Raw genomic sequence first — 25,664 nt, forward strand, 5'->3', positions numbered from 1 at the left:
AGACGCCGGGCCCGTGTCGTCCGGTGAAGATCAGCCGCCGGTCACGCCGGCCCGCACCTGCCGCCAATGCGCCTGCCAGGCTTGGAACATCAGCACGTTCCACAGGTGGGTATGCCACTTGCGCTGCCCCCCCAGGAACTGCTGCCACAGCGGCTGCACCGCCGACGCCGACAGCACTCCCTCGCGCTCCAGGCGTGCCGGCTGCAGCAGGTCTTCGGCCCACGGCCGCAGGTCGCCCTTCAGCCAGTCGCTGACCGGCGCACCGAATCCGCGCTTGGGCCGGTGCACCATCGACTGCGGCACGTAGCGGCCAAGAACCCGCTTGAGCAGCACCTTGCTGGTGGTTTCGCTGCGCTTGAAGCCCAGCGGCAGCGACCAGGCGAACTCGGCCACGCGCCAGTCCAGCAGCGGCGCGCGTGCCTCCAGGCTGACTGCCATCGAGGTGCGGTCGACCTTGCACAGCAGGTCATCCGGCAGGTAGGTCACGTAATCGGCCAGCATCATCGCGTCGGCCGGTGTGCCGGCGCCGTGCAACGGATCGGCCAGGTCGTAGAAGCTGCCGGCAGCCTGCGCGCCCGGCACTGCCGCCGCCGGATCGCGCCAGCGCGAGATGCGGTTGCGGTACACGTCGCCGATGCCACGCGCGCCGGACTCGGCCAGCAGCGCGGCCAGTCCGCCGGTCCGCGAGGCCTCGCCCTGCTGCTGCGCGCGCGCGCCCATCCAGCGCCGGAGCGGGCCCGGCACGCGGCCCAGCATCTGCCAGTTGCGCAGTGCGCGCACGTAGCGGGTGTAGCCGAAGAACAGCTCATCACCGCCGTCACCCGACAACGCCACAGTCACGCCCTGACGCGCCAGGCGCGCGACCAGCGCGGTCGGCACCTGCGAAGCGTCGGCGAAAGGTTCGTCGAACATTGCCGGCAGTTGTGGCACGACTGCCAGTGCATCCGCGCCGCTGACGTAGAGCTCGGTGTGGTCGCAACCCAGATGCGTGGCCAGTTCCCTGGCCAGCGGTGCCTCGTCGTGGCCCGAATCGGTGAAGCCGATGCTGAAGCTGTGCACCGGCTGCCCGCTCTGCGCCTGCATCAGCGCGGCCACCAGTGACGAATCGGTACCACCGGACAGGAACACGCCCACCGGCACGTCGGCCACCATTCGCAGCGCGACCGCATCGCGCAGCAGCGTGTCCAGCTGTTCCTCGGCCTCCTCGATGCGACCCTGGAACGGGGCCGCCAGCGCGGCCTGCATGCGCGCACGCGCATCCCAGTAGGGGCGCTGTGCCTGCTCCGGGCGGTGCGCGGCCGCACCCGCCGCTACGGCTTCGGCGTCCAGCCGAAGCACGCGCCCGGGCATCAGCTTGTAGCAGCGCTGGTGGATGCTGTGCGGTGCAGGAATGTAGTCCAGCCGCAGCAGCAGCGTCAGTGCATCCCGGTCGATGTCGTTGTCGAACGCCGGGTGCTGCCACAGCGCCTTCAGTTCAGAGCCGAACACCAGCCTGTCACCCGCCCAGCCGTAGTACAGCGGCTTCTTGCCGACGCGGTCGCGGGCCAGCCACAGGCACTGCTGCTGGCGGTCCCACAGGGCGATGGCGAACATGCCGTTGCAGCGCTGCAGGGTGTCCTCGATACCCCACTGCAGGATCGCTGCCAGCAGCACCTCGGTATCCGAATGGCCACGGAAGGTGTGCCCCAGCGGCTCCAGTTCGGCACGCAGGGCAGCGAAGTTGTAGACCTCGCCGTTGTAGGCCATCACGTAACGGCCATCGGCCGAGGCCATCGGCTGATGCCCCAGCGGCGACAGGTCGAGGATGCTCAGGCGGCGATGCGCCAGCGCGATGCCGGCCGTGGCGTCGACCCAGCTGCCGCCATCATCCGGCCCGCGGTGGTGCAGTGCCTCGCCCATGGCCAGGACCTGCGCCTGCAGCACCTCGGCCGACGCCACCGGCGCCGGCAACAACATTCCCGCCAATCCACACATGCATCAGGGTTCCTGCGCCAGTTCAAGGGCGGCGCCAATCACTGCATTGTCGCTTGGAAGCCCGAACATTGCTGCCCCCGCCAGCGGGGTATAGGTATCGGCACCGCAGACCCGGCGCAGCGGCAGGTGGCCGAAACCGGCCTCGACCAGTGCGGTGACCACCCCCTCGCCTACTCCGCCGCTGTGGCGTCCTTCGTCCAGTACCAGCACCCGCCGCGCACTGGCGGCCTGGGCGGCAATGAAGCCGGCATCCAGTGGCACCAGCCAGCGCAGGTCCACCACCCGCACCTCCCAGCCCAGCTGCTGCTCGATGGCCCGCGCCGCACGCAACGCCATCGGCACGCCATTGCCGTAGGTGTAGACCACCAGGTCGCCAGCCTCCGGCGCGTACACACGACCCTCGCCCGGCACCAGCGCCTGGCCCTGGGCCGGGTAGTCGAACAGCCACTGGCCGTCGCCGGGTGCGTGCAGGTCCTTGCTCATGTACAGCGCGATCGGCTCCAGGAACACGGCCACGCGCCCATCCACCCGCGCCAGCGCCGCCAGCGTGCGCAGCATCATCACGGCATCGTCGCCGCGCGATGGGCAGCCGACCACCAGCCCGGGGATGTCGCGCAGCGCGGTGATCGAGTTGTCGTTGTGGAAATGGCCACCGAAACCCTTCTGGTAGCCCAGCCCGGCCACCCGCACCAGCATCGGGTTGCGGTACTGGTCGTTGGAGAAGAACTGCAGCGAACAGGCCTCGCCGCGCAGCTGGTCGATGGCGTTGTGCAGGTAGGCCAGGTACTGGATTTCCGGAATCGGCAGCATGCCCATGTTGGCCAGGCCCTGTGCCATGCCCAGGATCATGGTCTCGTCCAGCAGGGTGTTGAACACCCGGCGCGGCCCGAAGCGGCGCAGCAGATCCTTGGTGACGGTGTAGACACCGCCCTTCTGCGCCACGTCCTCGCCGAACAACAGGCTCTGCGGATACTTGGCCAGCAGTTCCTGCAGGCCATGGTTGATCTGGATCGCGAGATGCCGCGGCGCCTGTCGTTCGGGCAATGCCTCGGCATCGCCATAGAGTGCCTCGCGCGCTTCGGCAGCGACCTCGCGTTGCGCTTCGGCCTGCACCGCTGCGGGCGTGTACGGTGCCAGCGGCGCCATCACCTCCCGCAGCGACTGCAGCTTCGCACTGCCTTCGGCATCGGCGGCGGCGGCCATGCAGCGCGCGCGCATCGTCTCGTAGGCCACTTCGATGGCGGCCGCATCCATCCAGCCTGATTCAAGTGCGATCTGCGCCGAACGCAGCAGCGGGTCCTGGGCTTCGGCTGCACACAGCTCCGGCAGCGCGCGCCATTCCACTTCAAAGTCGGTACCGGCATGGCCCATCAGGCGCGTGGTGCGCAGATGCAGGAAGGTCGGCCGCCGGGTGCGCCGGCAGTGCTCCACCGCCGCCTGTACCTGCGTGTGGCCGATGGCCAGATCCAGGCCATCGGCAAAGAAATAGTCCAGCCCCGGCTGATGGCTGAAGCGCTCGGCGATCCAGCCGTCAGGGGTCTTCACCGAGATGCCCAGGCCGTTGTCCTCGCAGACGAACAGGATCGGCGCCGGCAGCTTCTGGTAGGCCGACCACATCGCGGTATTGAAGGCGGTCTGCGCGGTGGCGTGGTTGGCCGAAGCATCGCCGAACGAGCACAGCACGATGCTGTCGGGCGGAACCGGCAGCGCCTGCCCCAAGCGCTTGCCACTCTCGATGGCCAGCGCGGTGCCCAGCGCCTTGGGCAGGTGCGAGGCGATGGTCGAGGTCTGAGGCAGCACCCACAACGGCTTGCTGCCCCACACCTTGTGGCGGCCACCGCTGGCCGGATCCTCGGCACTGGCGGCGAACGAGAGCGCGGCATCGCGCAGCGGGTCGATGCCCGGCACCTGCCGCGAACGCTCGGCCATGAAGGCGCCGGAACGGTAGTGCAGGAAGGCCGGATCGGTATGACGGCAGGCCCGCGCCAGCAGCGCGTTGCCTTCATGGCCGGAGGAACCGATGGTGTAGAAGACCTTGTTCTGCACGCGCAGTACGCGTGCCATCAGGTCCAGCTGGCGGCTGACCAGTTGCGACTCGAACAGTTCACCGAACGCGGCGGCACTGAGCGTACTGTCCGGCAGGATCGGGGCATCCGCTGCGGGTCGCGGGCGTGGCGTACCGCGCCAACCGCGCACCGCCTCGAGGAAATTGACATCGCACACATCGGCGCGGTTGAGCACGCGCATGCGTGCGGGGATCGGATCGGGAACCACAGCGAACATCGAACACCCTCCGTGTCGTTGTTGCGTTCGGCCGGGCCTGCCCCGGCGTTACCCTGTTCGGATCACGCGGCTTCGAAGCGCGCGCGCACCTCGGCCGTCACTGCCGGCATCGGCAGGAAGCGTGGCTGCTCGCGCACGCGCTGCAGCCAGGCGCGAACTTCCGGGAACGGCTCCAGGCGGATGCCGCCCTCGCCCGCCACATCGGTATAGGCGAACAGCGCGATATCGGCGATGCCGTACTCGCCGCCAGTGAACCACTGTGCCTGGCGCAGGTGCTGCTCCATCACTGCCAGTGCAGTGGCGGCACGCTCGTGCAGGCGCGGCAGTTCGGCTCGGCGCGGCGAATCGGGCGCGGTCCAGCCGCGGATGAAGCGCGCCACTGCCACACAGGGCTCATGCGTGTACTGCTCGAAGAACATCCAGCTCAATGCCTGCGCGCGCTCCCAGCCATCGTTGGGCAGGTACGGCGTGCCTTCTGCCAGCCAGAACAGGATCGCGTTGGATTCGGTCAGCACGCGGCCGTCGTCGCGCACGATCAGCGGCACCTTGGCATTCGGGTTGAGCGCCAGGAATTCGGGCGTGTGGGTCTGGCCATGGGCACTGTCCACCTCCACCCAGCGGTAACGGCTGCCGAGCTGCTCAAGCAGCAGCCGGACCTTGTGGCAATTGCCCGAGACCGACATGCCATGCACCGTCAGTGGGACGCGCGCTTCCACCATTGCCTGCTCCATCGAATCCGGCCGGCGGCCGGCTGCGTGCAGTCTGGCAAGTGCGCCAGGGAATGCCAAGCGCGGGTGCAGCATGCCGACAATCTGTAGAGCCGAGCCCATGCTCGGCTGCATTTGGCGGACAGCAGCCGAGCATGGGCTCGGCTCTACAACGGTGAACGGCGCTGCCGCCACTGTTCGCGCGACTGGCCCCAGATCTGCATCGGCTTGTCGTTGTACGGCGGCGGCAGTTCGCCCATCCGCAACAGCGTGCTGCCGAGCTTGCGCGCGACCGCCCGCGAGTTGTCGTTGTTCTCGGCGATGGTATGGACCACCTCGACCCAACCCAGCGTGTCGAAGGCCCAGTCGATCGCCGCCACGGCAGCTTCCGGCGCATAGCCCCGGCCCCAGCTGGCATGACGGATGCCCCAACCCACCTCGGTACCCGGCCAGTCCTGCGGTTGCCAGGGGCCCAGCCGCCCGATCCAGTCTCCGCTGGATTTCTCGATCACGCTGAACATCGAGAAGCCGAACAGCTGCCAGGCGCCGGCCAGGCTGCAGAAACCGCGCCATGCCACCGACGCCGGTTGCACGCCACCCAGGGTGCGCATCGTTTCCTCGTCGGCGCAGAACGCCAGGTAAGGTTCGTAGTCCTCGCGCAGCAGCGGGCGCAGGATCAGGCGCTCTGTTTCGATGCGCAGGTCGAAGATGCTCATGCCGACTCCATGTCGAAGGGGCCACCATGATGGTGGATTCCGCGTCCACACGGATGAATGCCCGCGCTCACAAAAGAACGGGCCGGCATGAGCCGGCCCGTCGGGTACAGCAGGGGGTGTTCTGGATTACTGGCGCGTGGCCGCAGTGGCGCCGGCAGCGGCGGTCTGCGTGACCAGCTGGCCATCGACCACCGGCAGGCGATCGCTGGCCGGCTTGTTGTCCATGCGCACCGTCTTCTCGGCGCCGTCGTAGCGGTAGGTCACGTTGTACCCCTTCACCACGTCATTGGTGCCCATGGCGATGCGGTTGCCCGGCTTGCTGGCCATTCGCATGGTGCCGGTGGTGCCGTCCTCGTTGCGGTAGGTCACGTTGTAGCCGGTAACACGGCTCGACTCGGAGGTGGCGGTCTCGGTGTGGCACTGGCGCTCGGTACGGTTGACCACGCGGCCACCCACGTGGCGCTTGTCGATCTGGTTGCCGATGAAGCCACCGGCCACGGCACCGGCGGCGGTCGCGGCCTTCTTGCCGTTGCCACCGCCAACCTGGTTGCCGAGCAGGCCGCCGACCACCGCGCCGACCACGGTGCCGCCGACATTGCCGTCACGCTCCGGCAGGCGCTCCTGCACGGTCACGTCCTGGCAGACCTCGTGCGGGGTCTGGGTGGTGGAGGTCTCGCGCACGGCATCGGTGCCGATCACGGTGGCGTAGGCCTTCTGCTTCTCGGTGATCGGGTCGACCTTCAGCACGTCGGCATATTCCAGCCCGCGCGGCGCAGACGGGTCGAGCTTGTCACCACGTGCGCCATCGTCAACGGCGTTGCCGTCAACCAGGCGTGATTCACCGTTGGGGGTTCCGGCGCTGATGGAATCTGGCGATTTGTCGCCGCTCTTCATGAAGGCGGCGGTGGCGATGCCACCGACCAGCAGCGCGCCCGCTGCGACCAGGACAGTTGTAGTTGTGCTTTTCATGACCTGCTCCTTGCGGACCATCCGCAACGTTCTCGGGCCAGATTGCAGCATGCACTGCCTGAACGGAATCTCCACATTTCCTGCTCATTCCTGTAACCCATTCAGCATCGGGAAATGCTGGGCCCGTGGTAGCGTTTGCATATTCCCCAGGAGGATCCACGCCATGGCCAACCCGATGCTGCTGCCGGTACTGCAGTGGGCCCGCCGGCTGCGCTACCCCACCCTGTTCAAGCTCACCGCCGGCCTGTTCGTACTGACCCTGTTCATCCCCGACCCGATCCCGTTCGTCGACGAACTGGTACTGGGCTTCGGTACCCTGCTGCTGGCCAACTGGAAGAGCCGCAATACCGTCCCGGCCCCGCCGCCGCTGGAACAGCGTTGACCCCGCTGGTCGACAGCCACTGCCATCTGGATGCCAGTGAATTCGATGCTGACCGCACGGCGGTGATCGAGCGCGCAGGCGCCGCAGGCGTGCGCGAGCAGGTGGTACCGGCCGTCACCGCCGCCAGCTGGCCGAAGCTGCGCGAGGTCTGCCGGCAGGCACCGGGGCTGTACCCGGCTTACGGCCTGCATCCGATGTTCCTGACCGAGCACCGGCCCGAGCATCTGCCGCTGCTGCGCGAGTGGATCGAGCGCGAACGACCGTGTGCGATCGGCGAATGCGGGCTCGATTTCTTCGTCGAGGGATTGGACGCAGAGGCACAGCAGGCGTACTTCATCGGCCAACTGGAACTGGCCCGCGAGTTCGAGCTGCCGGTGATCGTGCATGCGCGACGCGCGGTGGACGCAGTGATCGCCGCGATCCGTCGCATCGGCGGCCTGCGTGGCGTGGTGCACAGCTTTTCCGGCAGCCCGGAACAGGCCGCGCAACTGCATCGGCAAGGCTTCCTGCTTGGTCTTGGCGGTCCACTGACCTACGAACGCGCGCAACGGCTGCAGCGCCTGGTGCGCGGGATGCCGCTGGAACAACTGCTGCTGGAAACCGATGCACCGGATCAGCCCGATGCCGGCATCCGCGGCCAGCGCAACGAACCGGCGCGGTTGGCGGTCATCGCCCGCCACGTGGCCGCACTGCGCGGAATGGATGTTGAAGCCGTGGCACATGCCACGACTGAGAACGCGCGCCGATTGTTCGGCCTGCCAGCCATCTGACGGTCGTGCCGGCCGCTGGCCGGCACGCCATCCGGTAGGTGCCGACCTCGGCCGGCACGATCCATCAGGCCTCGCTGGCCTCAGCCACCCCGGCCTTCACCTTCTTCGGCTCCAGCAGCATTTCCAGCGCCTTGCCCACCGCAGCGAACGCGAACGCTCCGGTGATGTGCGTTGCCGCACCGAGGCCTGCGCCGCAGTCCAGCTTCAGTGCTGCATCCGCACCCAGGTTCGGACGGATGCCGCAGACGCTGCCATCGGCCTGCGGATACTTCACGTTTTCCAGCGAGTACACCGCCGGCACGCCAAAATAGCGCTTGGCGTTCTTCGGGAAATTGAACTCGCTGCGCAGCTTCTTGCGGATCAGCGCCAGCATGGCGTCATGCTCGGTGCGAGAGACATCGCGGATCCGCACCAGGGTCGGATCGGTGCGACCACCGGCAGCCCCCACGGTCAGCAGCGGCAGCTTGCGGCGACGGCACCAGGCGATCGTCTCGACCTTGACCCGGAAGCTGTCGCAGGCATCGATCACCAGATCGAATCCACGGTCCAGCAACTCGGCCATGTTGGACACGGTCAGGAACGCCTGCACGGCATCGACCTCGATGTCCGGGTTGATCGCGCGGCAGCGCTCTGCCATTGCCTCGGCCTTGTTGCGGCCGTAGTTGCCCTCCATCGCCGGCAGCTGCCGGTTGGTGTTGGACACGCAGATGTCATCGGCGTCGATCAGGGTCAGGTGGCCGACCGCCGAACGCGCCAGCGCTTCCACCACCCACGAGCCGACCCCGCCCATGCCCACCACCGCCACGCGGCTGCCCTGCAGGCGCTCAAGCGCACCTACGCCATACAGCCGTTCGATGCCGGCGAAGCGTTGTTTGACCTGTTCGTTCATCCGGCTATTTTAACGTGCAGGCGTCAGCGCCTACAGCGCGCCGGCATCGAACCCACCGTTGCACGCCCGGAGAGCCCGCCATGAACGCCAGCCCGCCCCGCCGCCCGTCCACTGCCCATCGCTACCTGTTCGTGCTGTGCCTGGGCCTGCTGATCGGCCTGGTTGCCACGGTCATGGTCGGCCGCGCCCTGCAGGCCCGCCGCGACCCGTTCCCGGACAGCCTGATGCAGGTGATGCAGCGGCAATCGCAGCTGCTGCAGCAGGCCCAGCAGCAGAACCGCTGCAGCCTGGCCGACAGCGTGCCGCGGCTGCAGGCCCTGCGCCTTCTGTCCAACGACCTCGACCTGGCCTTTCCCGGGCTGAAGGACAATAGCCGGTTCCAGCAGCACGCCAGCCAGCTGCGCGGCAACCTCAACGCCGCGCTGGCGGCGCCGCCCAGTGACTGCACCGCCTTGGCCAAGGTGGTGGAAACCGTGCAGGCCGACTGCCGGGCCTGCCACCAGGACTTCCGCTGACGCGCATTCATCCTGTAGCCGGGCAAGCCACGCCTGGTTGGCACCTTGTTCACGTTCGAAAGGAGAGGATTCGTCCACCCTGCTGCATGACGCAGTACCACCCAACGCACCCGCCTTCACGGCCAGGAGACGCCCCATGAAGATCCAGCTCATTGCCGCCAGCGCCATCGCTACCCTCGCCCTGGCTGGCTGTGCCACCTCGCCCGGCTACGGTGGCGGTGGTTACAACAACGGCTACAACAATGGCGGCTACGGCAACAACGGCGGTTACAATCAGGGCCGTTGCGCCGACTGCGGCATCGTCACCCGCATCAACACCGTGCCGTCGGGCCGCACCGCGCCCAGCGCGACCGGCGCCATCCTCGGCGGCATCGTCGGTGCCGTGGCCGGCCATGAGATTTCCGATCACACCGGCGGCAGCCGTGGCAACAAGAACATTGCCGCGGCCGCAGGCGCGGTCGGCGGTGCGCTGGCGGGCAACCAGATCCAGAAGAACGTCACCAGCGATACCTACGACATCAGCGTGCGCATGGATGATGGCCGCACCATCGTGGTCAACCAGCGCGACCTCGGCGGCATCCGCGAAAACACCTATGTGCGCGTGGTCAACGGCAAGGTCATCCTGCGCTGACCTGCACCGGGCCGACGGCAAAGAAAAAGGCCCGCTTGCGCGGGCCTTTTTCATGTGACGGCTTGCAGCGCGATCAGGTCGGCTGCACGGCGTCGGCCTGCAGGCCCTTCTGGCCCTGCACGACGGTGAAGGTGACCTTCTGGCCTTCCTTCAGGCTCTTGAAGCCCTGGGTCTGGATGGCACGGAAGTGCACGAACACGTCTTCGCCGTTTTCACGGCTGATGAAGCCGAAGCCCTTTGCATCGTTGAACCACTTGACGGTACCGGTCTCGCGATCAGACATCTCACTAACTCCCTGGTGACTCTCTCTTGTTGTAGGAAACGCCTGGTGGGCGGCTGACAAGCAAGGGGGAAGCGAGGTGCATCGATGCAGCGGATCGGGAAGATCTTGCTTCATCAGGCCACGATCCACGGTGACCTTGCCAAGCTCAGCGACTGCAACTTAACCCGCCCAAAACGAAAAAGCAACTGGCAAAATCTTTCACTGTCAACCCCAAAACGGCCACCATACGGGACAGCATGGGACTCTCATTCATCTTATATCTGCTAGCGGTCATTTTCGTCCTTGTCGGCATCGCCGGAATCATCCTGCCGGCCCTGCCCGGCATCCCGCTGGTGTTCATCGGACTGCTGCTGGCAGCGTGGGCGGACGGCTTCGCCCACGTTGGTTGGCCGACCCTGGTTGCGCTGGGGGTACTGACCCTGCTCTCGTTGCTGGTGGACGTGCTGGCCACCGTGGTGGGGGCGCAGCGGGTCGGTGCCAGCCGCAAGGCACTGTGGGGAACCTTCGTCGGCAGCATCGTCGGCCTGTTCTTCATGCCGATCGGCCTGTTCGCCGGCCCGTTGATCGGCGCCCTGCTGGGCGAGTACTGGCACACCCGCGAACTGGGGCGCTCGACCAAGGTAGGCCTGGCCACATGGCTTGGCATCCTGCTCGGCCTGGCGCTGAAGCTGGCGGTGGTGATCGCGATGCTGGGGCTGTTTGCGTTCGCCTGGTTCCTGTGACCAACCTCTCCTTCACGCCACGCGCACGCGGTGGCCGTGCATAAACCGTGGGGGCTGGCCGTGATCCGGTGCAGCCTCCACACTGTGCGATTCCCGTATTCACCGAAGGGCCTGCTGCAATGACCCTGTCTCCGCTGCTTCCCCGCTTCGCGCCGCTGGCGCTGGCATTGGCCAGTGCGCCACTGGCCGCGCAGGAGTTCGCGCCCAGTGCCGACGCCTCGCCGGCCGCGTGCGCGGCAATTACCACCGACGCTGCCCGCCTGGCCTGTTATGACCGCCAGTTCGGGCGTACCCCGCAGGCCACCGCCGAGGCCGACGCTGCGGCCGAGGCAGCCGCGCAGGCCCGTCGCGAAGAACGCCAGACTGCACGCGTCAGCCAGGGCGAAGAGAAACTGCGCGAGCGGGTCAGTGACCTGTTCCGCCCAGCGGCCCCTGACAGCGCACTGGCCAATGCCGGCCGTGGCTCGCTGCTGGACAGCCGCTGGGAGCTGGCCGAAGACTCCAAGCTCGGCCCGTTCCAGCTGCGCGCCTACAAGCCGGTGTACCTGTTGCCGGCGTTCTGGACCAGCGACCGCAACACCACGCCGCACTCGCCGAACCCGGCCAACACGGTCACCACGCCGCAGGTGCTGGACAGTGCCGAACTGAAATTCCAGATCAGCTTCAAGACCAAGATCGCCGAGAACCTGTTCGGCGACAACGGCGACATCTGGGCCGGCTACACCCAGAGCTCGCGCTGGCAGGCCTACAACGGCGAGGATTCGCGCCCGTTCCGCGAAACCAACTACGAGCCGGAAGTGATGATGGTGTTCCGCAATGGCTACTCGATCGGTGGCTGGCGCGGGCGCATGACCGGCATCGCGCTGAACCACCAGTCCAATGGCCGCGCCGACCCGCTGTCGCGCAGCTGGAACCGGGTGATGCTCAACATCGGCCTGGACCGTGAGAACTGGGCGCTGGTGCTGCGCCCCTGGTACCGCATTCCCGAGACCCGCAGCGACGACAACAACCCGGACATCGAGGATTACATGGGCCGCGGTGATGCGACCCTGACCTGGAACCGCAACGGCCATGAGGTCTCGCTGATGGCGCGCCACTCGCTGCGCACCGGCAGCCGCTCGCACGGTGCCCTGCAGCTGGATTACGGCTTCCCGATCAGCAACCTGCTGCGCGGCCATGTACAGGTGTTCGACGGCTACGGCGAAAGCCTGATCGACTACAACCACAAGGCCACCTACGTGGGCGTGGGCGTATCCCTGCTGGAGTGGTTCTGATGCACGTGACGATCTGGCACAACCCGGCCTGCAGCAACTCGCGCGGCGCACTGAAGCTGATACGTGATGCGGGCTTCGAGCCGGTGGTGGTCGACTACCTGGACAGCCCGCCGGACGTCGCCGCGCTGCGCCAGGTGCTGGCCGAATCCGGGCTGGACGCGCAGGCGCTGGTGCGCAGCAAGGAAGCGCAGTTCACCGAACTGGGCCTGGAAGATGCGGACGAGGCCAGGCTGCTGGCGGCGATGGCCGAACACCCGCGGCTGATCAACCGCCCCGTGGTGCGCACCGACAAGGGCACGCGCCTGTGCCGTCCACCGGAAACGGTGCTGGAGATCCTGTAACCCGCACCGCTCTGGTAGAGCCGAGCCATGCTCGGCTGCGCTTCGCGTGCAACCCGTGAATGCAGCCGAGCATGGCTCGGCTCTACAGAACGGCTACAGCCAGTCGGTGATGCCTTCGCGGCGATACACCTCGGCGAACGCCGGGCGCGCCTTCATCGACGCGGCGTGCGCCTTCAGTACCGGCCAGGTGTCGCTGGGTTTGGGCATGTTGCGCGACCAGCGCATCAGCATCACCAGCATGTAATCGACCACGCAGGGCGTGGCGCCCAGCAGGTAGGGACCATGTGACTGCAGGTGCGTGGCGACATGCTGCCAGGCCGCTTCAAGGCGCTGACGTGCCATCTCGCGGCTGGCCTCGACGTTCGCCTCGCCCGCCACCTCGTTCGGATAGAACCAGGCACGGTAGGCCGGCTGAAGCGTATTGGCGCACCAGAACATCCAACGATAGGCATCGGCGCGCTGCGGTGTACCCACCGCGGGCAGCAGGCCGGCGTCCGGATGGCGATCGGCCAGATACAGCGCGATGGCCGCCGCTTCAGTCAGCACCAGGCCATCGATCAGCAGTGTCGGCACCACACCGGCCGGATTGAGCGCCAGGTACTGCGCCGACTTGTGCTCGCGCGTATCGAAATCCAGCAGCACCAGTTCATGCTCGATGCCCAGCTCGATCAGCAGCCAGTGCACAACCAGGGCGGCGGTACTGGTCGAACCATACAGCGTGGTGCTCATGCGGAAGATCCTGTGCAGGTGGATCAGCCGATTATGCGCCCACGCGCGCGATCGTTGCTCAGCCGCAGCTGCTCATGCAGGAATCCCGGCGTTCGCCACAGGACATCATCGGTGCGCGCATCGTGCAGTCATGCGCCTTCAGTTCGCAGGCACGGCGCAGGTCCGGGTTGTCCACGTCCTTGCAACGCTTGTCCGGCGCCGGCACCACCTGCTGCTCGCAATTGCCCTGGCGGCTGCCGAGGGAGTCATTCTGCGCCATGCAGCTGCGATAGCCGGCCTGGCACTGCACACGGCATTGCGCCGATGCGGGGAAATCCGCGCCTTCGTACGACGCAGGGGTGCTGCAGCCGGCCAGGGCCAGCAGCACGCCTACCACGATGAATCGATGCAGGGCCATGGACACGTCCTGTGCGAGCGTGCGCCGACCGTAGCAGAGTAACCGCTACAGGAGCGTTAATCCTTCTGCCCACACAACAACGGCGCCACACGGGCGCCGTTTCCTGGTCCGCGGCGGAAGGCTTACTCCACCACTACCGGAATCTTGCCGATGCGGGCCTGCCATTCGCGCGGGCCGGTCTTGTGCACCGACTCGCCGGTGGAATCAACCGCCACGGTCACCGGCATGTCCTGCACGGTGAACTCGTAGATCGCTTCCATGCCCAGGTCGGCGAAGCCGACGACCTTGGCCGCCTTGATCGCCTTGGACACCAGGTAGGCCGAACCACCGACGGCCATCAGGTAGGCCGACTTGTTGTCACGGATCGCCTCGATGGCCGCCGGGCCGCGCTCGGCCTTGCCGACCATGCCCAGCAGGCCGGTCTGCTCCAGCACCTGGCGGGTGAACTTGTCCATGCGGGTCGCCGTGGTCGGACCTGCCGGGCCCACCACTTCATCGCGCACCGGATCGACCGGGCCGACGTAGTAGATGAAGCGCCCCTTCAGGTCGACCGGCAGTTCCTCGCCCTTGTTGAGCATGTCGACCATGCGCTTGTGCGCGGCGTCGCGGCCGGTCAGCAGCTTGCCGTTGAGCAGCAGGGTCTGGCCGGGCTTCCAGCTGGCCACGTCTTCCGGGGTGATCGTGTCCAGGTCCACTCGGGTGCCCTTGGACGCGTCGTAGGTCAGCTTCGGCCAGTCTTCCAGCGACGGCGGGTCCAGCATCACCGGGCCGCTGCCATCCAGCGTGAAATGCGCATGGCGGGTCGCAGCGCAGTTCGGAATCATCGCCACCGGCAGGTTGGCCGCGTGGGTCGGGTAATCGTTGATCTTGATGTCGAGCACGGTGGTCAGGCCGCCCAAGCCCTGGGCGCCAATGCCCAGGGCGTTGACCTTCTCGTACAGCTCCAGGCGCAGCTCTTCGATGCGGTTGGAGGCACCACGGGCCTGCAGCTCGGTGATGTCGATCGGCTCCATCAGCGCTTCCTTGGCCAGCAGCATCGCCTTCTCGGCGGTGCCACCGATGCCGATGCCAAGCATGCCCGGCGGGCACCAGCCAGCGCCCATGGTCGGCACGGTCTTCAGCACCCAGTCGACGATCGAGTCGGACGGGTTGAGCATGGCGAACTTGGTCTTGGCTTCCGAACCACCGCCCTTGGCGGCCACGATCACATCGACCGTGTTGCCCGGCACCACCTTCACGTTCACCACGCCCGGGGTGTTGTCCCTGGTGTTGATGCGCTTGCCGGCCGGATCAGCCAGCACCGAGGCGCGCAGCTTGTTGTCCGGGTGCATGTAGGCGCGGCGCACGCCTTCATTGGCCATGTCTTCCACGCCCATGGTGGCGTCGTCCCAGCGCACGTCCATGCCGATTTCCAGGAACACGGTGACGATGCCGGTGTCCTGGCAGATCGGACGGTGGCCTTCGGCGCACATGCGCGAATTGATCAGGATCTGGGCCATCGCTTCCTTCGCGGCCGGCGACTCCTCGCGCTCATAGGCGGCGGCGAGGTTCTTGATGTAGTCGACCGGGTGGTAGTACGAGATGTACTGCAGCGCGTCGGCGATGGACTGGATGAGGTCTTCCTGCTTGATCGATGTCACGGCTTGCTCGCTTGCTCGAGGCTGGCGGGGGTAATCCACCCATTTTACCCCCTCCCCCGGCCGCAGGGTGGTAGTGCCGGCCGCTGGCCGGCAAGATCTGACCCTGGCCCCCTGTCACGCCACGCGCCGCTGCGGCGTCCTTGCCTACATGAACGCCGAAACCGCTTTCCAGACCCACCGCCCGCGCCTGATGGCGCTGGCCTACCGCCTGCTCGGCAGCCGCGCCGACGCCGAAGACGTGGTCCAGGATGCCTGGCTGCGCTGGTCCGGCGCCGATCCGACCGGGGTCCGCGATGCCGAGGCCTGGCTGGTCACCACCACCACACGACTCGGCCTGGACCGCCTTCGTGCCGCCAAGCGTGAGCGCGCGCACTACGTCGGCCCCTGGCTCGCGGAGCCGCTGGCAGTCACGCTGGAGCCCGATCCTGCGCCCGACCCGGCCCAGCTGCACGCGCTGGCCGACGATGTCTCGGTCGCCTTCCTGACCCTGCTTGAGCAGCTGGGCCCTGAAGAGCGCGCCGCTTTCCTGCTGAAGGAAGCCTTCGACCACGACTATCGCGAGATCGCCGACCTGATCGGCCACAGCGAGGCCAACTGCCGGCAGCTGGTGCACCGAGCGAAACAGCGCCTGCAGTCCGGGCGGCCCCGCTTCAACGCCGACGCCAGCCAGCACCGGCAGTTGCTGGCGCGCTTCATGGATGCTTCGCAACGTGGCGACAGCGAGGCGATCCAGGCTCTGCTGCACACCAACGCGTTGCTGGTGTCCGACGGCGGCGGCGTGGTCACCGCGGCAGTGCGTCCACTGCTGGGCGCCGAGCGCATCGGCCGCCTGTTCTGGGCGATCGCACGTCGTGGCGCGGTGCATCCAGCGCAGCTGGGCTACGTCAACGGCGAGCCGGCGATCCTGCGTTTCATCGGCGACCGCCTGCACTCAGTCACCACCATCGAGGTGGTCGATGGCCGTATTGCCAATGTGTACAGCGTGCTGAATCCGGAAAAGCTGCCGGATGTTGTCACGCGCGGCGACGGTACGGCGTCCTGGTAGTGAAAGGCGGCCACTGTGGCCGCCGTGGAGCCGAAAATGTCCGACCACGCCTCTCCCCGCGTTCCGTACACCCGCCTGGCCGCCGAGGCCTTCAAGGGCCTGCTGGCCACCAGCAAGGCGGTGCATGAAAGCTCGATTGATCCGACCCTGATGGAACTGCTGTTCCTGCGCGTATCGCAGCTCAACGGCTGTGGCTACTGCATGGACATGCACGGCACTGCGCTGCGCAAGGGCGGCATCGAGCCGCGCAAGCTGGACACGCTGCCGGCCTGGCATGAAAGCCGCTTCTTCGATGCGCGCGAACGCGCGGCGCTGGGCTGGGCGGAGGCGCTGACCCGGCTGACCGACGGTGCACCGTCGCAGGAAGTGTTCGATGCACTGGCCCCGCACTTCGATGAGAAGGGCATCAGTGACCTGAGCATGGGCATTGCGGTGATCAACGCCTGGAACCGGCTGGGTGCGGGGCTGCTGCCGCCGCTGCCGTAAAGGGGGGCTGGCCGGGCTGCCGCCCGGCACCCGCAGAGGCAACAGCCGAAACAACAGCAACGTCAGAAGCTGGTTTCCTGAGGGATGGCGAGGTGGATCCGGTTACGGGAGACGCCGTAAACCCGTCCTTGGGGGCTTGGCAGCCGCATCCATGCGGCTGACACTCCCGCAACCGGACCCACCCCGCCCTCCACGGACTTCTACTGCTGCTGGTAGGTGTCGACCCTGGTCGACACGGTAGATCCACGCCATGCGTGGATGCAGCAGGGTCAGATCCCGTTGCAGGACAAAGGGATCTGACCCCGGGCCGCACGCCTGCACTGACCCCCTCTGCACGGCCGGGGCGCGCACAATAAACGGATGCCTGCTGCCTCCGAAAAGAAACCCAGCCTGCGCCAGCGCTTCAGGGCGATGCGCAACCTGCCCCCGTTCCTGCGCATGGTCTGGAAGACCAGCCCCGCGCTCACACTGGCCAGCCTCGGGCTGCGCCTGATCCGCGCCCTGCTGCCTGTGGCGATGCTCTACGTCGGCAAGCTGATCATCGACAGCGCGCTGCACCTGAGCCAGCACGATGCCGGCTTCCCGCCGCTGGCCGAGGCACTGTCCAGCGGCCTGCTCAACCCGCTACTGGGCCTGCTGGCGGTGGAGTTCGGCCTGGCCATCGCCTCGGACCTGCTCGGCCGGTTGGTCAGCTATGCCGATGCCCTGCTCTCGGAGTTGTTCGCCAACGTCACCAGCATCCGTTTGATGGAACATGCCGCCACGCTGGACCTGGAGGACTTCGAGGACCCGGACCTGCAGGACAAGCTGGACCGTGCGCGGCGCCAGACCATGGGCCGGATGAACCTGATGAGCCAGTTGTTCGGCCAGGTGCAGGATGCGATCACCGTGGCCAGCCTCGCCGTCGGCCTGCTGGTGTATGCGCCGTGGCTGATCCTGCTGCTGGCGCTGGCGCTGGTGCCGGCCTTCATCGGCGAATCGCACTTCAATGCGGCCGGCTACAGCCTCAACTTCCAGTGGACGCCCGAGCGCCGCCAGCTCGACTACCTGCGCCAGCTCGGCGCCAGCGTGGAAACGGCCAAGGAAGTGAAGATCTACAACCTGCACCGCTTCCTGGTGGAACGCTACCGGCGGCTGTCGGTGGCGCTGTTCCAGGCCAACCGAGCCCTGGCCCGGCGCCGCGCGTTCTGGGGCACGCTGCTGGCTGCGCTGGGCACACTGGGGTACTACACCGCCTACGCCTACATCGCCTGGCGCACGGTGCGCGGCGACTTCTCGATCGGCGACCTGACCTTCCTCGCCGGCAGCTTCCTGCGCCTGCGCCAGCTGCTGGAAGGCCTGCTGATCGGCTTCTCGCAGGTGGCCAGCCAGGCGCTGTACCTGGATGACCTGTTCTCGTTCTTCCAGATCCAGCCGGAAATCCACTCGCGCGATGGGGCCGTGCGCGTGCCGCAACCGATCCGCCAGGGCTTCGTATTCGAGAACGTCGGCTTCCGCTACCCCGATGCCGAACAGTGGGCGGTGCGCCATCTGGATTTCCAGCTGCACGCCGGCGAAGTGCTGGCCCTGGTCGGCGAGAACGGCGCCGGCAAGACCACCCTGGTGAAGCTGCTGGCGCGGCTGTACGAACCGGACGAAGGCCGCATCCTGCTCGATGGCCGCGACCTGCGCGATTACGACCTGGATGACCTGCGTGCCAACCTCGGGGTGATCTTCCAGGACTTCGTGCGCTACAACCTCAGCGCCGGCGAGAACATCGGCGTCGGCCAGGTCGAGGCGATGGACGACCAGGCACGCATCGCTGACGCGGCGCGACGCGGCATGGCCGAGGAAGTCATCGACGACCTGCCCGGCGGCTACGACCAGCAGATCGGCCGCCGCTTCAAGCAGGGCGTGGACCTGTCCGGTGGCCAGTGGCAGAAGATCGCCATTGCCCGCGCATGGATGCGCAATGCGCAGGTGATGATCCTGGATGAGCCAACGGCAGCGCTGGATGCCCGCAGTGAGTTCGAGGTGTTCCAGCGGTTCAGGGAACTGGCGGATAATCGCACCGCAGTACTGATTTCCCACCGCTTTTCCTCGGTACGCATGGCCGACCGCATCCTGGTGCTGGCCGATGGCCGGATCGAGGCCAGCGGCACCCATGAACAACTGATGGCCCAGGGAGGGCGGTACGCCGAGCTGTTCGAGCTGCAGGCAGCGGGCTACCGCTGAGAACGCCTCTCGTTCCGCCTAATGAGAACCTGTCTCATTTGAGATAGAATCATCCCCGACGACTTTCGATAGATACGCCCATGTCCTCCGCTTTCGGCGCCGAAACGGTGCTTGAGGTCCGCCACTGGACCGACGCCTACTTCAGCTTCACCCTCACCCGCGACAGCGGCTTCCGCTTCGAGAACGGCCAGTTCGTGATGATCGGCCTGGAAACCGAGGCGCGACCGCTGTTGCGCGCCTATTCCATTGCCAGTGCCAACTGGGAAGAACAGCTGGAGTTCTTCAGCATCAAGGTGCAGGACGGCCCGCTGACCTCGCGCCTGCAGCACATCAAGCCGGGCGACAAGGTACTGGTCGGCAAGAAGCCCACCGGCACCCTGCTGATCAGCGACCTGCATCCCGGCAGGAACCTGTACCTGCTGGGCACCGGCACCGGCCTGGCGCCGTGGCTGTCGGTCATCAAGGACCCGGAAACCTACGAGCGCTTCGAGAAGGTGATCCTGTGCCACGGCGTGCGCTACGAAAAGGACCTGGCCTACCGCGATTACTTCGAGAGGGAACTGCGCGAGCACGAGTTCCTCGGCGAGATGATCGGCGACAAGCTGCTGTACTACCCGGCCGTTACCCGCGAGCCGTTCGCCAACCAGGGCCGCCTGACCCAGCTGATGGAGAGCGGCGAGATGCAGCGCACCCTCGGCCTGCCGGAACTGAGCCCGGAGAACGACCGCGCGATGATCTGCGGCAGCCCGCAGATGCTGGCCGACCTTCGCACCGTGCTCGATGCCCGGGGTTTCCAGGTTTCGCCGCGCATCGGCCAACCGGGCCACTACGTGTTCGAGCGCGCGTTCGTCGAGAAGTAAACCGTTGCGCCTGTAGAGCCGAGCCCACGCTCGGCTCGCGCGCACCGCGCGCCCTCAATGTCGGCCGGACGAGCAGCCGAGCGTGGGCTCGGCTCTACAACAGCGCTTCGATCGCGCTGCGCAACTGCTCCGGCCTGGTGTTGGGCGCATGCCGGGACACCACCTGCCCCTGGCGATCGACCAGGAACTTGCTGAAATTCCACTTGATGCGGGCACTGCCGAGCAGGCCACGTTTTTCGTGCGTCATCCAGGCCCACAACGGATCAGCGCCCTCGCCGTTGACCTTGATCTTCTCCGACAGCGGAAAGCTGACCGGATAGTCCAGCGAACAGAACTGGCGGATCTGCGCCGCGTCCCCCGGCTCCTGCGCACCGAACTGGTTGCACGGGAAGCCGATCACCACCAGGCCGCGCTCGCGGTAGTCCTGCCACAACTGTTCCAGGCCGGTGTACTGCGGGGTGAAGCCACAGCGGCTGGCGACGTTCACCAGCAGCAACGGGTGGCCCTGATAACGGGCCAGCGCCTGCGGCTGGCCGTCGAGGTCACGGAAGCTGAAATCGTAGGCGCTGGTCATGATGGCCGGCCGTGGGCGGTGAATGCATGGTACCCGCGACCCGAGCCGGCAACATGCCTTTTGACACAAGTGCAGGCGCCGCCGGTCGGGTTAACCTCGGGCCCTTGCCTGCCTTACCGGAGTTCCTACCTTGACCACTCGCCTTGCCCTTGCCGTGGCCATGTCCCTCGGCCTTGCCCTGCCCGCCTTCTCGGCCGGCGCCGCCACCCCGGCCGCCAGCACCGCCGCCCAGCAGGCCAACCCGTTCTTTGCCGAAAGCCCGCTGCCGCTGCACTTCCCGCAGTTCGACAAGATCAAGGACAGCGACTTCGCCCCGGCCTTCGACGCCGGCATGGCGCAGCAGCTGAAGGAAGTGGAGGCCATCGCCAACAACAAGGCCAAGCCGACCTTCGACAACACCATCATCGCCCTGGAAAAGAGCGGTGACATCCTCGACCGCGCGACCACCGTGTTCTTCAGCCTGGTGGGCGCCGATACCAACGACACCCGCAAGAAGCTGCAGGCCGACTACTCGGCGAAGTTCGCCGCGCACAGCGATGCGATCGCGCTGAACGGCAAGCTGTTCGCCCGCATCCAGGCGCTGTACGACACCCGCAGCCAGCTGGGCCTGGACGCCGAAGGCGTGCGCCTGGTCGAGAAGTACTACGACAACTACGTGCGCGCAGGCGCCAAGCTGTCCGAGGCCGACAAGGCCAAGCTGAAGGAGATGAATGCCGAGCTGGCCAACCTGGGCACCAAGTTCAGCCAGAACGTGCAGTCGGAAGTGAACGCTTCGGCGATCACCGTCGATGACGTCAAGGAACTGGACGGCCTGTCCAAGGAGCAGATCGCCGCCGCCGCCGAAGCCGCCAAGGCCCGCGGCCAGGACGGCAAGTACGTGATCACTCTGCTCAACACCACCGGGCAGCCGCCGCTGACCAACCTGGCCAACCGCGCCCTGCGCCAGAAGATCTACGAAGCGTCGGTCAGCCGTGGCAGCCGCGGCGGTGAGTTCGACAACACCGCGCTGGTCTCGCGCATCATGCAGCTGCGTGCCGACAAGGCCAAGCTGATGGGCTTCCCGAACTTCGCCGCCTACAACCTGACCAACCAGACCGCCAAGACGCCCGAAGCGGTCAACGCGATGCTGGGCAAGCTGGCTCCGGCCGCCGTGGCCAACGCCAAGCGCGAAGCCGCCGACCTGCAGGCGATGATCGACAAGGAACAGAAGGCTGCGCGCAAGCCGACCTTCCAGCTGGAACCGTGGGACTGGGCCTTCTACAGCGAGAAGGTACGCCAGGCCAAGTACAACTTCGACGAGTCGCAGCTGAAGCCGTACTTCGAAATGAAGAACGTGCTTGAGAACGGCGTGTTCTACGCCGCTGGTCAGGAATTCGGCCTGACCTTCAAGCAGCGCACCGACCTGCCGGTCTACCACGATGACGTCACTGTCTACGACGTGTTCGACGCCGACGGCAGCCAGCTGGCGATCTTCATCTTCGACCCGTATGCGCGTGCCTCCAAGCGCGGTGGCGCGTGGATGAACTCCTACGTCTCGCAGTCCAAGCTGACCGGCTTCAAGCCGGTGGTCGCCAACCACCTGAACATCCCGAAGCCGCCGGCGGGCCAGCCGACCCTGCTGACCTGGGATGAGGTGAACACCACCTTCCACGAATTCGGCCACGCCCTGCACGGCATGTTCTCCAACGTGAAGTACCCGTACTTCTCGGGCACCTCGGTGCCGCGTGACTTTGTCGAGTTCCCCTCGCAGGTCAACGAGATGTGGGCCGACAACCCGGTCATCCTGAAGAACTACGCCAAGCACTACCAGAACGGTTCGGCGATGCCGCAGGCACTGCTGGACAAGGTGCTGGCTGCCGCCAAGTTCAACCAGGGCTTCGCCACCACCGAGTACCTGGGTGCGGCCATGCTGGACCAGCGCTGGCACCAGATCGGCGCCGACCAGGTGCCGGCCGCCAAGGACGTGATGGCCTTCGAGCGCGCCGCGCTGGAGAAGGACGGCATCTACTACGCGCCGGTTCCGCCGCGCTACAAGACCCCGTACTTCAGCCACATCATGGGCGGCTACTCGGCCGGCTACTACGCCTACATCTGGTCGGAAGTGCTCGACGCCAACACCCAGAAGTGGTTCAAGGACAACGGTGGCCTGAGCCGCAAGAACGGCGACCACTTCCGCGCCACCCTGCTGTCCAAGGGCGGCAGCGTGGATGCGATGCAGCTGTTCCGCGATTTCGCCGGCCACGAGCCGCAGATCGAACCGCTGCTGGAAAAGCGTGGCCTGACCGGCGCTGGCAACTGATCGCCCGCGTACCGGCCTGAAACGGAAACCGCCCGGGAGACCGGGCGGTTTTTTGTTGTGGCTGGGTCAGAGCCCTCTTCTGCGAAAAGGGATCTGACCCCGCTCTTCAGCGCGGCGCCACGTACCCGCCCGGCACGCCTTCCGGCGACAGCACCAGCTGCCACAGCTGCGCATGCCGGCAGCGGAAGGTGGCCATCGATCCGGCCAGGTAGAAGCGCCACATGCGGCGGAAATGCTCGTCGTAACGGGCATCCAGCCGCGGCCACGCGGCTTCCACGTTGCGTCGCCAGGCCTGCAGGGTCAGGTCGTAGTCGGTGCCGAAGTTGTGCCAGTCTTCCAGCACGAACCGACCTTCGAACGCCCGGGTGATCTGCACCGCCGAAGGCAGCATCGAGTTGGGGAAGATGTAGCGCGCGATCCACGGATCGGTGCGATGCCGGGAGATGTTGGTGCCGATGGTGTGCAACAGCAGCAGGCCACGCGGCGACAGGCAGCGCCGGGCCACCTCGAAGAAGCTGGCGTAGTTCTTGTCGCCGACATGCTCGAACATGCCGATCGAAAAAATCGCATCGAACGGTTCGTCCAGCTCGCGGTAGTCCTGCAGGCGGATCTCGATCGGCAGGCCGGCACACAGCTGGCGGGCGAATTCGGCCTGCTCCTGCGAAATGGTCACGCCGACACCGCTGACGCCATAGCGCTCGGCGGCAAACTTCAGCGCCTCGCCCCAGCCACAGCCGATGTCCAGCACGCGCTGCCCCGGACGCAGTCCCAGCTTGCGGCAGACCAGGTCGAGCTTGGCCTCCTGCGCGGCGTCCAGATCATCGGCAGTGCGCCAGTAGCCGCAGCTGTACACCAGGCGCTGCCCGAGCATGGCCTGGTACAGGTCGTTGCCGAGGTCGTAATGGCGGCGGCCAACTTCGTAGCTGCCCTGCCCGGCCTGCAGATTGAACAGGCGCGCCTTCAGGGCATCGGCCACCTCGCGCCAGCCATGTACCCGTTCGTCCAGGTGCGCCTGCATCAGGTGGACGAGGAATTCATCGAGGACGTTGGCATCCCACCAACCCTCCATGTAGCTCTCGCCGAGACCCAGCGAGCCGTGGCCCATGACCCGCGCAAAGAAGCGCGGGTCATGCACCTGGATGTCCTGTGGCTGGGTACCGCCGATGCGGACCCCGGCTTCCTGCAGCAGGCCGGCGACCCGCTCCTGCAACCCTGTATCCACGCCACCTCCTCGACTGCGGTCAACCGCGTGCGAACAGCTCCACGTAGTCCTTGGCCACGTGCGGCAACAGCACCGCCGCCGGTACATCGGCGGTCTGGGTGCCGTCCGAGTATGGGCCCACCTGGTACGGCGGGAACACAAAGCGCAGCGCGGTGATCTGCCCCTTGTCGTCGGTCAGCGGTTGGAACTGGCTGAAATTGTCGGCCTGCGGGCCGGTACCGTCGGCGATCATGCGCGATGCGTTGCGCAGTGATTCCTGCAGCTGGGCGGGGTCCATGTCCTCGCCGCTGAGGCGGGTGGCCACGCGTTCGCGCAGCTGGTCGGCGACGAAATCGCTGATTGCCTTCCATCCCTTGGCATCGGCCACCAGCTTCTCCGCGCTGAGCATCTGCTGGTGCTGCGGCAGCCATACGAAGCGGGCCACCAGCGGCTCGCCGTGGGCGCCACCGGTGTAGCGGCTGCCATCGGCACTGACCACCACCAGCTGCGGGGTTTCCAGCAGCTTCTCGAAACTCAGTGACAGCTCGTAGGGCATGGTCGGCTTGTCGTTGCCGAGTCCGTCCAGCGCTTGCTGCAGGTCGCTGCGCGCGCTGGTGGCATAGTCCTGCAGCGCGCGCGCCAGGCCCGGGTAACGGTCGATGCCGGCCGGGTAGCTGATGCCCACCACCTCGCGTTCGTTGTTCTCGATCACGTCGCGCAGGTCAAGCGGCGCCTCCGTGGCCGGCGTCTCACCTGCAGCGCTGGCCTCGGCGGCGGGGGCCGCATCGGTCGCCGGTGCCGGCTCGCTCTCGCGCTGGCAACCGGCCAGCAACAGCACGCCCACCACGCCGGCCAGCACGCTGCCGCGCAATGGCCGGTTGTTTCCAATCTTCATCGGGATCCCCTGTTCATGTTTGTACATCATCGCCTGCCATGGCTGAAGCGTGGCCCGCTGGCATTCAGCCAACGAGCAGGTCGTGGTACTCCTCGTGCCGCTGCAGGAAGGCTTCGGCATACGAACATGCCGGCACCACCTTGTACTTCTGCTCGCGCGCAAAGCGCAGCGCCACACGGGTCAGCTCGCCTGCGATGCCACGGCCGGCAATCGGCTCGGGCACTTCGGTATGTGTGATGACCATGCGCTTGCGTTTGATCTGGTAATCGAGCACCGCCAGCTGTCCGCGCACACGGGCGGTGAAGCGATGGTTGGCCAGGTCGTGTTCGACCTCGTAGGCCAGACCGGGGGGCGTGACCGAAGCCATGGAACTGTCTCCTGCGGCGACTGCGTGGATGGTGCGCAGCCGGGCGCCATGATCGCGTGAAGCCTGAACAGGGGCAAGTCCAATCCATTCACGTCAGATTTCGACCCTCAAGCTGGAGGGAGGACGGCCGCTATCGCCTGTGGAGGGGTACGGCCAGGCTGGCACGGCCCTTGCGACCGTTGACCATGCGCATCACCGCGGAGGCCCCGATGCACCCCAGCGATTCCCATTCCGATACCGACCACGCCCTGCTGGAGGGCCTGCTGCAACTGGCGGTGGAAGGGCAGACCGAAGACCAGGATTTCCAGCGCATCGGCGAAGAAGTGTTCGCCCGTCTGCTGGACACCTACGGCCAGCAGACCCGCGCCTGACCAGGAGCGGAGGCCCTGCCCCGGGGGGGGGGGCCCCGGGGCCCCCCCCCGGCCCCCCCCCCCCCCCGCGGGGGGGGGGGGGGGGGGGGGGGGGGGGGCGGGGGGGGGGGGGGGTGGGGGGGGGGGGGGG

The 25,664-nt window shown here is 66.8% G+C and carries 27 protein-coding genes; 13 read left to right on the forward strand and 14 right to left on the reverse strand.

The window, feature by feature from the left end; translation table 11 throughout:
* Positions 1–30 precede the first annotated feature (30 nt).
* From asnB to V3B41_RS08565, 5 genes are all read right to left on the reverse strand, one after another.
* Positions 31–1,974: an asparagine synthase (glutamine-hydrolyzing) gene (gene asnB / locus V3B41_RS08545; RefSeq protein WP_049429418.1), complete on the reverse strand. Its 1,944-nt coding sequence runs from the start codon at positions 1,972–1,974 to the stop codon at positions 31–33.
* A gap of 3 nt (positions 1,975–1,977) precedes the next feature.
* Complete coding sequence (locus tag V3B41_RS08550) at positions 1,978–4,257, reverse strand: transketolase C-terminal domain-containing protein (RefSeq protein ID WP_329860690.1); 2,280 nt, start codon at positions 4,255–4,257, stop codon at positions 1,978–1,980.
* Between the two features lie 62 nt (positions 4,258–4,319).
* Positions 4,320–4,976 (reverse strand): glutathione S-transferase family protein, encoded by a 657-nt coding sequence (locus V3B41_RS08555; protein WP_329860692.1) that lies wholly within the window; start codon positions 4,974–4,976, stop codon positions 4,320–4,322.
* 155 nt (positions 4,977–5,131) lie between these two features.
* Positions 5,132–5,680, reverse strand: a complete 549-nt coding sequence (locus tag V3B41_RS08560) for a GNAT family N-acetyltransferase (protein WP_049429420.1) — start codon at positions 5,678–5,680, stop codon at positions 5,132–5,134.
* Between the two features lie 126 nt (positions 5,681–5,806).
* Positions 5,807–6,649, reverse strand: a complete 843-nt coding sequence (locus tag V3B41_RS08565; RefSeq protein ID WP_049429434.1) for a glycine zipper 2TM domain-containing protein — start codon at positions 6,647–6,649, stop codon at positions 5,807–5,809.
* A 163-nt stretch (positions 6,650–6,812) separates the two neighbouring features.
* Between V3B41_RS08565 and V3B41_RS08570 the strand changes: the two genes are divergently transcribed.
* The gene (locus V3B41_RS08570) at positions 6,813–7,031 is read left to right on the forward strand and encodes a DUF6116 family protein (protein ID WP_005410285.1); all 219 of its coding nucleotides are present in this window, start codon (positions 6,813–6,815) and stop codon (positions 7,029–7,031) included.
* Positions 7,028–7,801: a TatD family hydrolase gene (locus V3B41_RS08575; RefSeq protein WP_197620240.1), complete on the forward strand. Its 774-nt coding sequence runs from the start codon at positions 7,028–7,030 to the stop codon at positions 7,799–7,801. The genes V3B41_RS08570 and V3B41_RS08575 overlap by 4 nt, the downstream gene beginning before the upstream one ends.
* Before the next feature lie 64 nt (positions 7,802–7,865).
* On the opposite strand, the gene V3B41_RS08580 is transcribed toward V3B41_RS08575, so the two are convergent.
* Entirely contained in the window at positions 7,866–8,690 is an 825-nt protein-coding gene (locus tag V3B41_RS08580) for a tRNA threonylcarbamoyladenosine dehydratase (protein ID WP_049429422.1), read from the reverse strand.
* Between the two features lie 80 nt (positions 8,691–8,770).
* Between V3B41_RS08580 and V3B41_RS08585 the strand changes: the two genes are divergently transcribed.
* Both V3B41_RS08585 and V3B41_RS08590 read left to right on the forward strand, forming a co-directional pair.
* Entirely contained in the window at positions 8,771–9,205 is a 435-nt protein-coding gene (locus V3B41_RS08585; RefSeq protein ID WP_049429423.1) for a cytochrome c, read from the forward strand.
* Positions 9,206–9,341: 136 nt separating this feature from the next.
* Complete coding sequence (locus tag V3B41_RS08590) at positions 9,342–9,836, forward strand: glycine zipper 2TM domain-containing protein (protein WP_005410289.1); 495 nt, start codon at positions 9,342–9,344, stop codon at positions 9,834–9,836.
* Between the two features lie 73 nt (positions 9,837–9,909).
* Here V3B41_RS08590 and V3B41_RS08595 read toward each other — a convergent pair whose 3' ends face one another.
* On the reverse strand, positions 9,910–10,119 hold the full coding sequence (locus V3B41_RS08595; protein WP_005410290.1) for a cold-shock protein: 210 nt from the start codon (positions 10,117–10,119) through the stop codon (positions 9,910–9,912).
* 236 nt (positions 10,120–10,355) lie between these two features.
* Here V3B41_RS08595 and V3B41_RS08600 point away from each other — a divergent pair, with 236 nt between their 5' ends.
* The 3 genes from V3B41_RS08600 to arsC all read left to right on the forward strand — a co-directional run bounded on the left by V3B41_RS08600 (position 10,356) and on the right by arsC (position 12,456).
* On the forward strand, positions 10,356–10,841 hold the full coding sequence (locus tag V3B41_RS08600) for a DUF456 domain-containing protein (protein WP_049429424.1): 486 nt from the start codon (positions 10,356–10,358) through the stop codon (positions 10,839–10,841).
* A gap of 119 nt (positions 10,842–10,960) precedes the next feature.
* Complete coding sequence (locus V3B41_RS08605; protein ID WP_049429425.1) at positions 10,961–12,115, forward strand: phospholipase A; 1,155 nt, start codon at positions 10,961–10,963, stop codon at positions 12,113–12,115.
* Positions 12,115–12,456, forward strand: coding sequence for an arsenate reductase (glutaredoxin) (gene arsC / locus V3B41_RS08610; protein ID WP_049429426.1), 342 nt, complete (start codon positions 12,115–12,117; stop codon positions 12,454–12,456). The genes V3B41_RS08605 and arsC overlap by 1 nt, the downstream gene beginning before the upstream one ends.
* 93 nt (positions 12,457–12,549) lie before the next feature.
* Here arsC and V3B41_RS08615 read toward each other — a convergent pair whose 3' ends face one another.
* The 3 genes from V3B41_RS08615 to V3B41_RS08625 all read right to left on the reverse strand — a co-directional run bounded on the left by V3B41_RS08615 (position 12,550) and on the right by V3B41_RS08625 (position 15,222).
* Positions 12,550–13,185 carry a glutathione S-transferase family protein gene (locus tag V3B41_RS08615; protein ID WP_049429427.1) on the reverse strand — a complete coding sequence of 212 codons (636 nt, stop codon included), beginning with the start codon at positions 13,183–13,185 and terminating at the stop codon, positions 12,550–12,552.
* 58 nt (positions 13,186–13,243) lie between these two features.
* Positions 13,244–13,582, reverse strand: coding sequence for a hypothetical protein (locus V3B41_RS08620; RefSeq protein ID WP_049429428.1), 339 nt, complete (start codon positions 13,580–13,582; stop codon positions 13,244–13,246).
* Between the two features lie 122 nt (positions 13,583–13,704).
* On the reverse strand, positions 13,705–15,222 hold the full coding sequence (locus V3B41_RS08625; protein WP_049429429.1) for a fumarate hydratase: 1,518 nt from the start codon (positions 15,220–15,222) through the stop codon (positions 13,705–13,707).
* 148 nt (positions 15,223–15,370) lie between these two features.
* Here V3B41_RS08625 and V3B41_RS08630 point away from each other — a divergent pair, with 148 nt between their 5' ends.
* The 4 genes from V3B41_RS08630 to V3B41_RS08645 all read left to right on the forward strand — a co-directional run bounded on the left by V3B41_RS08630 (position 15,371) and on the right by V3B41_RS08645 (position 19,827).
* Positions 15,371–16,267 (forward strand): RNA polymerase sigma-70 factor, encoded by an 897-nt coding sequence (locus V3B41_RS08630; RefSeq protein WP_049429430.1) that lies wholly within the window; start codon positions 15,371–15,373, stop codon positions 16,265–16,267.
* A 36-nt stretch (positions 16,268–16,303) separates the two neighbouring features.
* A complete protein-coding gene (locus V3B41_RS08635) occupies positions 16,304–16,753 on the forward strand; it encodes a carboxymuconolactone decarboxylase family protein (protein WP_049429431.1) in 450 nt (149 codons plus the stop codon).
* A gap of 360 nt (positions 16,754–17,113) precedes the next feature.
* Positions 17,114–18,967 carry an ABC transporter ATP-binding protein gene (locus tag V3B41_RS08640; protein ID WP_049429117.1) on the forward strand — a complete coding sequence of 618 codons (1,854 nt, stop codon included), beginning with the start codon at positions 17,114–17,116 and terminating at the stop codon, positions 18,965–18,967.
* 80 nt (positions 18,968–19,047) lie between these two features.
* A complete protein-coding gene (locus V3B41_RS08645) occupies positions 19,048–19,827 on the forward strand; it encodes a ferredoxin--NADP reductase (RefSeq protein ID WP_049429116.1) in 780 nt (259 codons plus the stop codon).
* A gap of 94 nt (positions 19,828–19,921) precedes the next feature.
* Here V3B41_RS08645 and V3B41_RS08650 read toward each other — a convergent pair whose 3' ends face one another.
* Positions 19,922–20,401: a glutathione peroxidase gene (locus tag V3B41_RS08650; RefSeq protein ID WP_049429115.1), complete on the reverse strand. Its 480-nt coding sequence runs from the start codon at positions 20,399–20,401 to the stop codon at positions 19,922–19,924.
* 130 nt (positions 20,402–20,531) lie between these two features.
* On the opposite strand from V3B41_RS08650, the gene V3B41_RS08655 reads away from it, so the two are divergent.
* Complete coding sequence (locus V3B41_RS08655) at positions 20,532–22,700, forward strand: M3 family metallopeptidase (RefSeq protein ID WP_049429114.1); 2,169 nt, start codon at positions 20,532–20,534, stop codon at positions 22,698–22,700.
* A gap of 106 nt (positions 22,701–22,806) precedes the next feature.
* Here the strand turns inward: V3B41_RS08655 and cfa are convergent, their stop codons facing one another.
* From cfa to V3B41_RS08670, 3 genes are read right to left on the reverse strand one after another with little or no spacing between them, the layout of a single operon-like run.
* Positions 22,807–23,922 carry a cyclopropane fatty acyl phospholipid synthase gene (cfa, locus tag V3B41_RS08660; RefSeq protein WP_049429113.1) on the reverse strand — a complete coding sequence of 372 codons (1,116 nt, stop codon included), beginning with the start codon at positions 23,920–23,922 and terminating at the stop codon, positions 22,807–22,809.
* 19 nt (positions 23,923–23,941) lie between these two features.
* Entirely contained in the window at positions 23,942–24,823 is an 882-nt protein-coding gene (locus V3B41_RS08665; protein WP_049429120.1) for a DUF3298 and DUF4163 domain-containing protein, read from the reverse strand.
* Between the two features lie 37 nt (positions 24,824–24,860).
* Entirely contained in the window at positions 24,861–25,163 is a 303-nt protein-coding gene (locus V3B41_RS08670) for a GNAT family N-acetyltransferase (protein WP_005417588.1), read from the reverse strand.
* A 209-nt stretch (positions 25,164–25,372) separates the two neighbouring features.
* Here V3B41_RS08670 and V3B41_RS08675 point away from each other — a divergent pair, with 209 nt between their 5' ends.
* Entirely contained in the window at positions 25,373–25,534 is a 162-nt protein-coding gene (locus V3B41_RS08675) for a hypothetical protein (RefSeq protein WP_180849142.1), read from the forward strand.
* The last annotated feature ends 130 nt before the right edge of the window (positions 25,535–25,664 follow it).

This window comes from Stenotrophomonas sp. SMYL89, from assembly GCF_036319985.1.
Lineage (GTDB): Bacteria > Pseudomonadota > Gammaproteobacteria > Xanthomonadales > Xanthomonadaceae > Stenotrophomonas > Stenotrophomonas maltophilia_Q.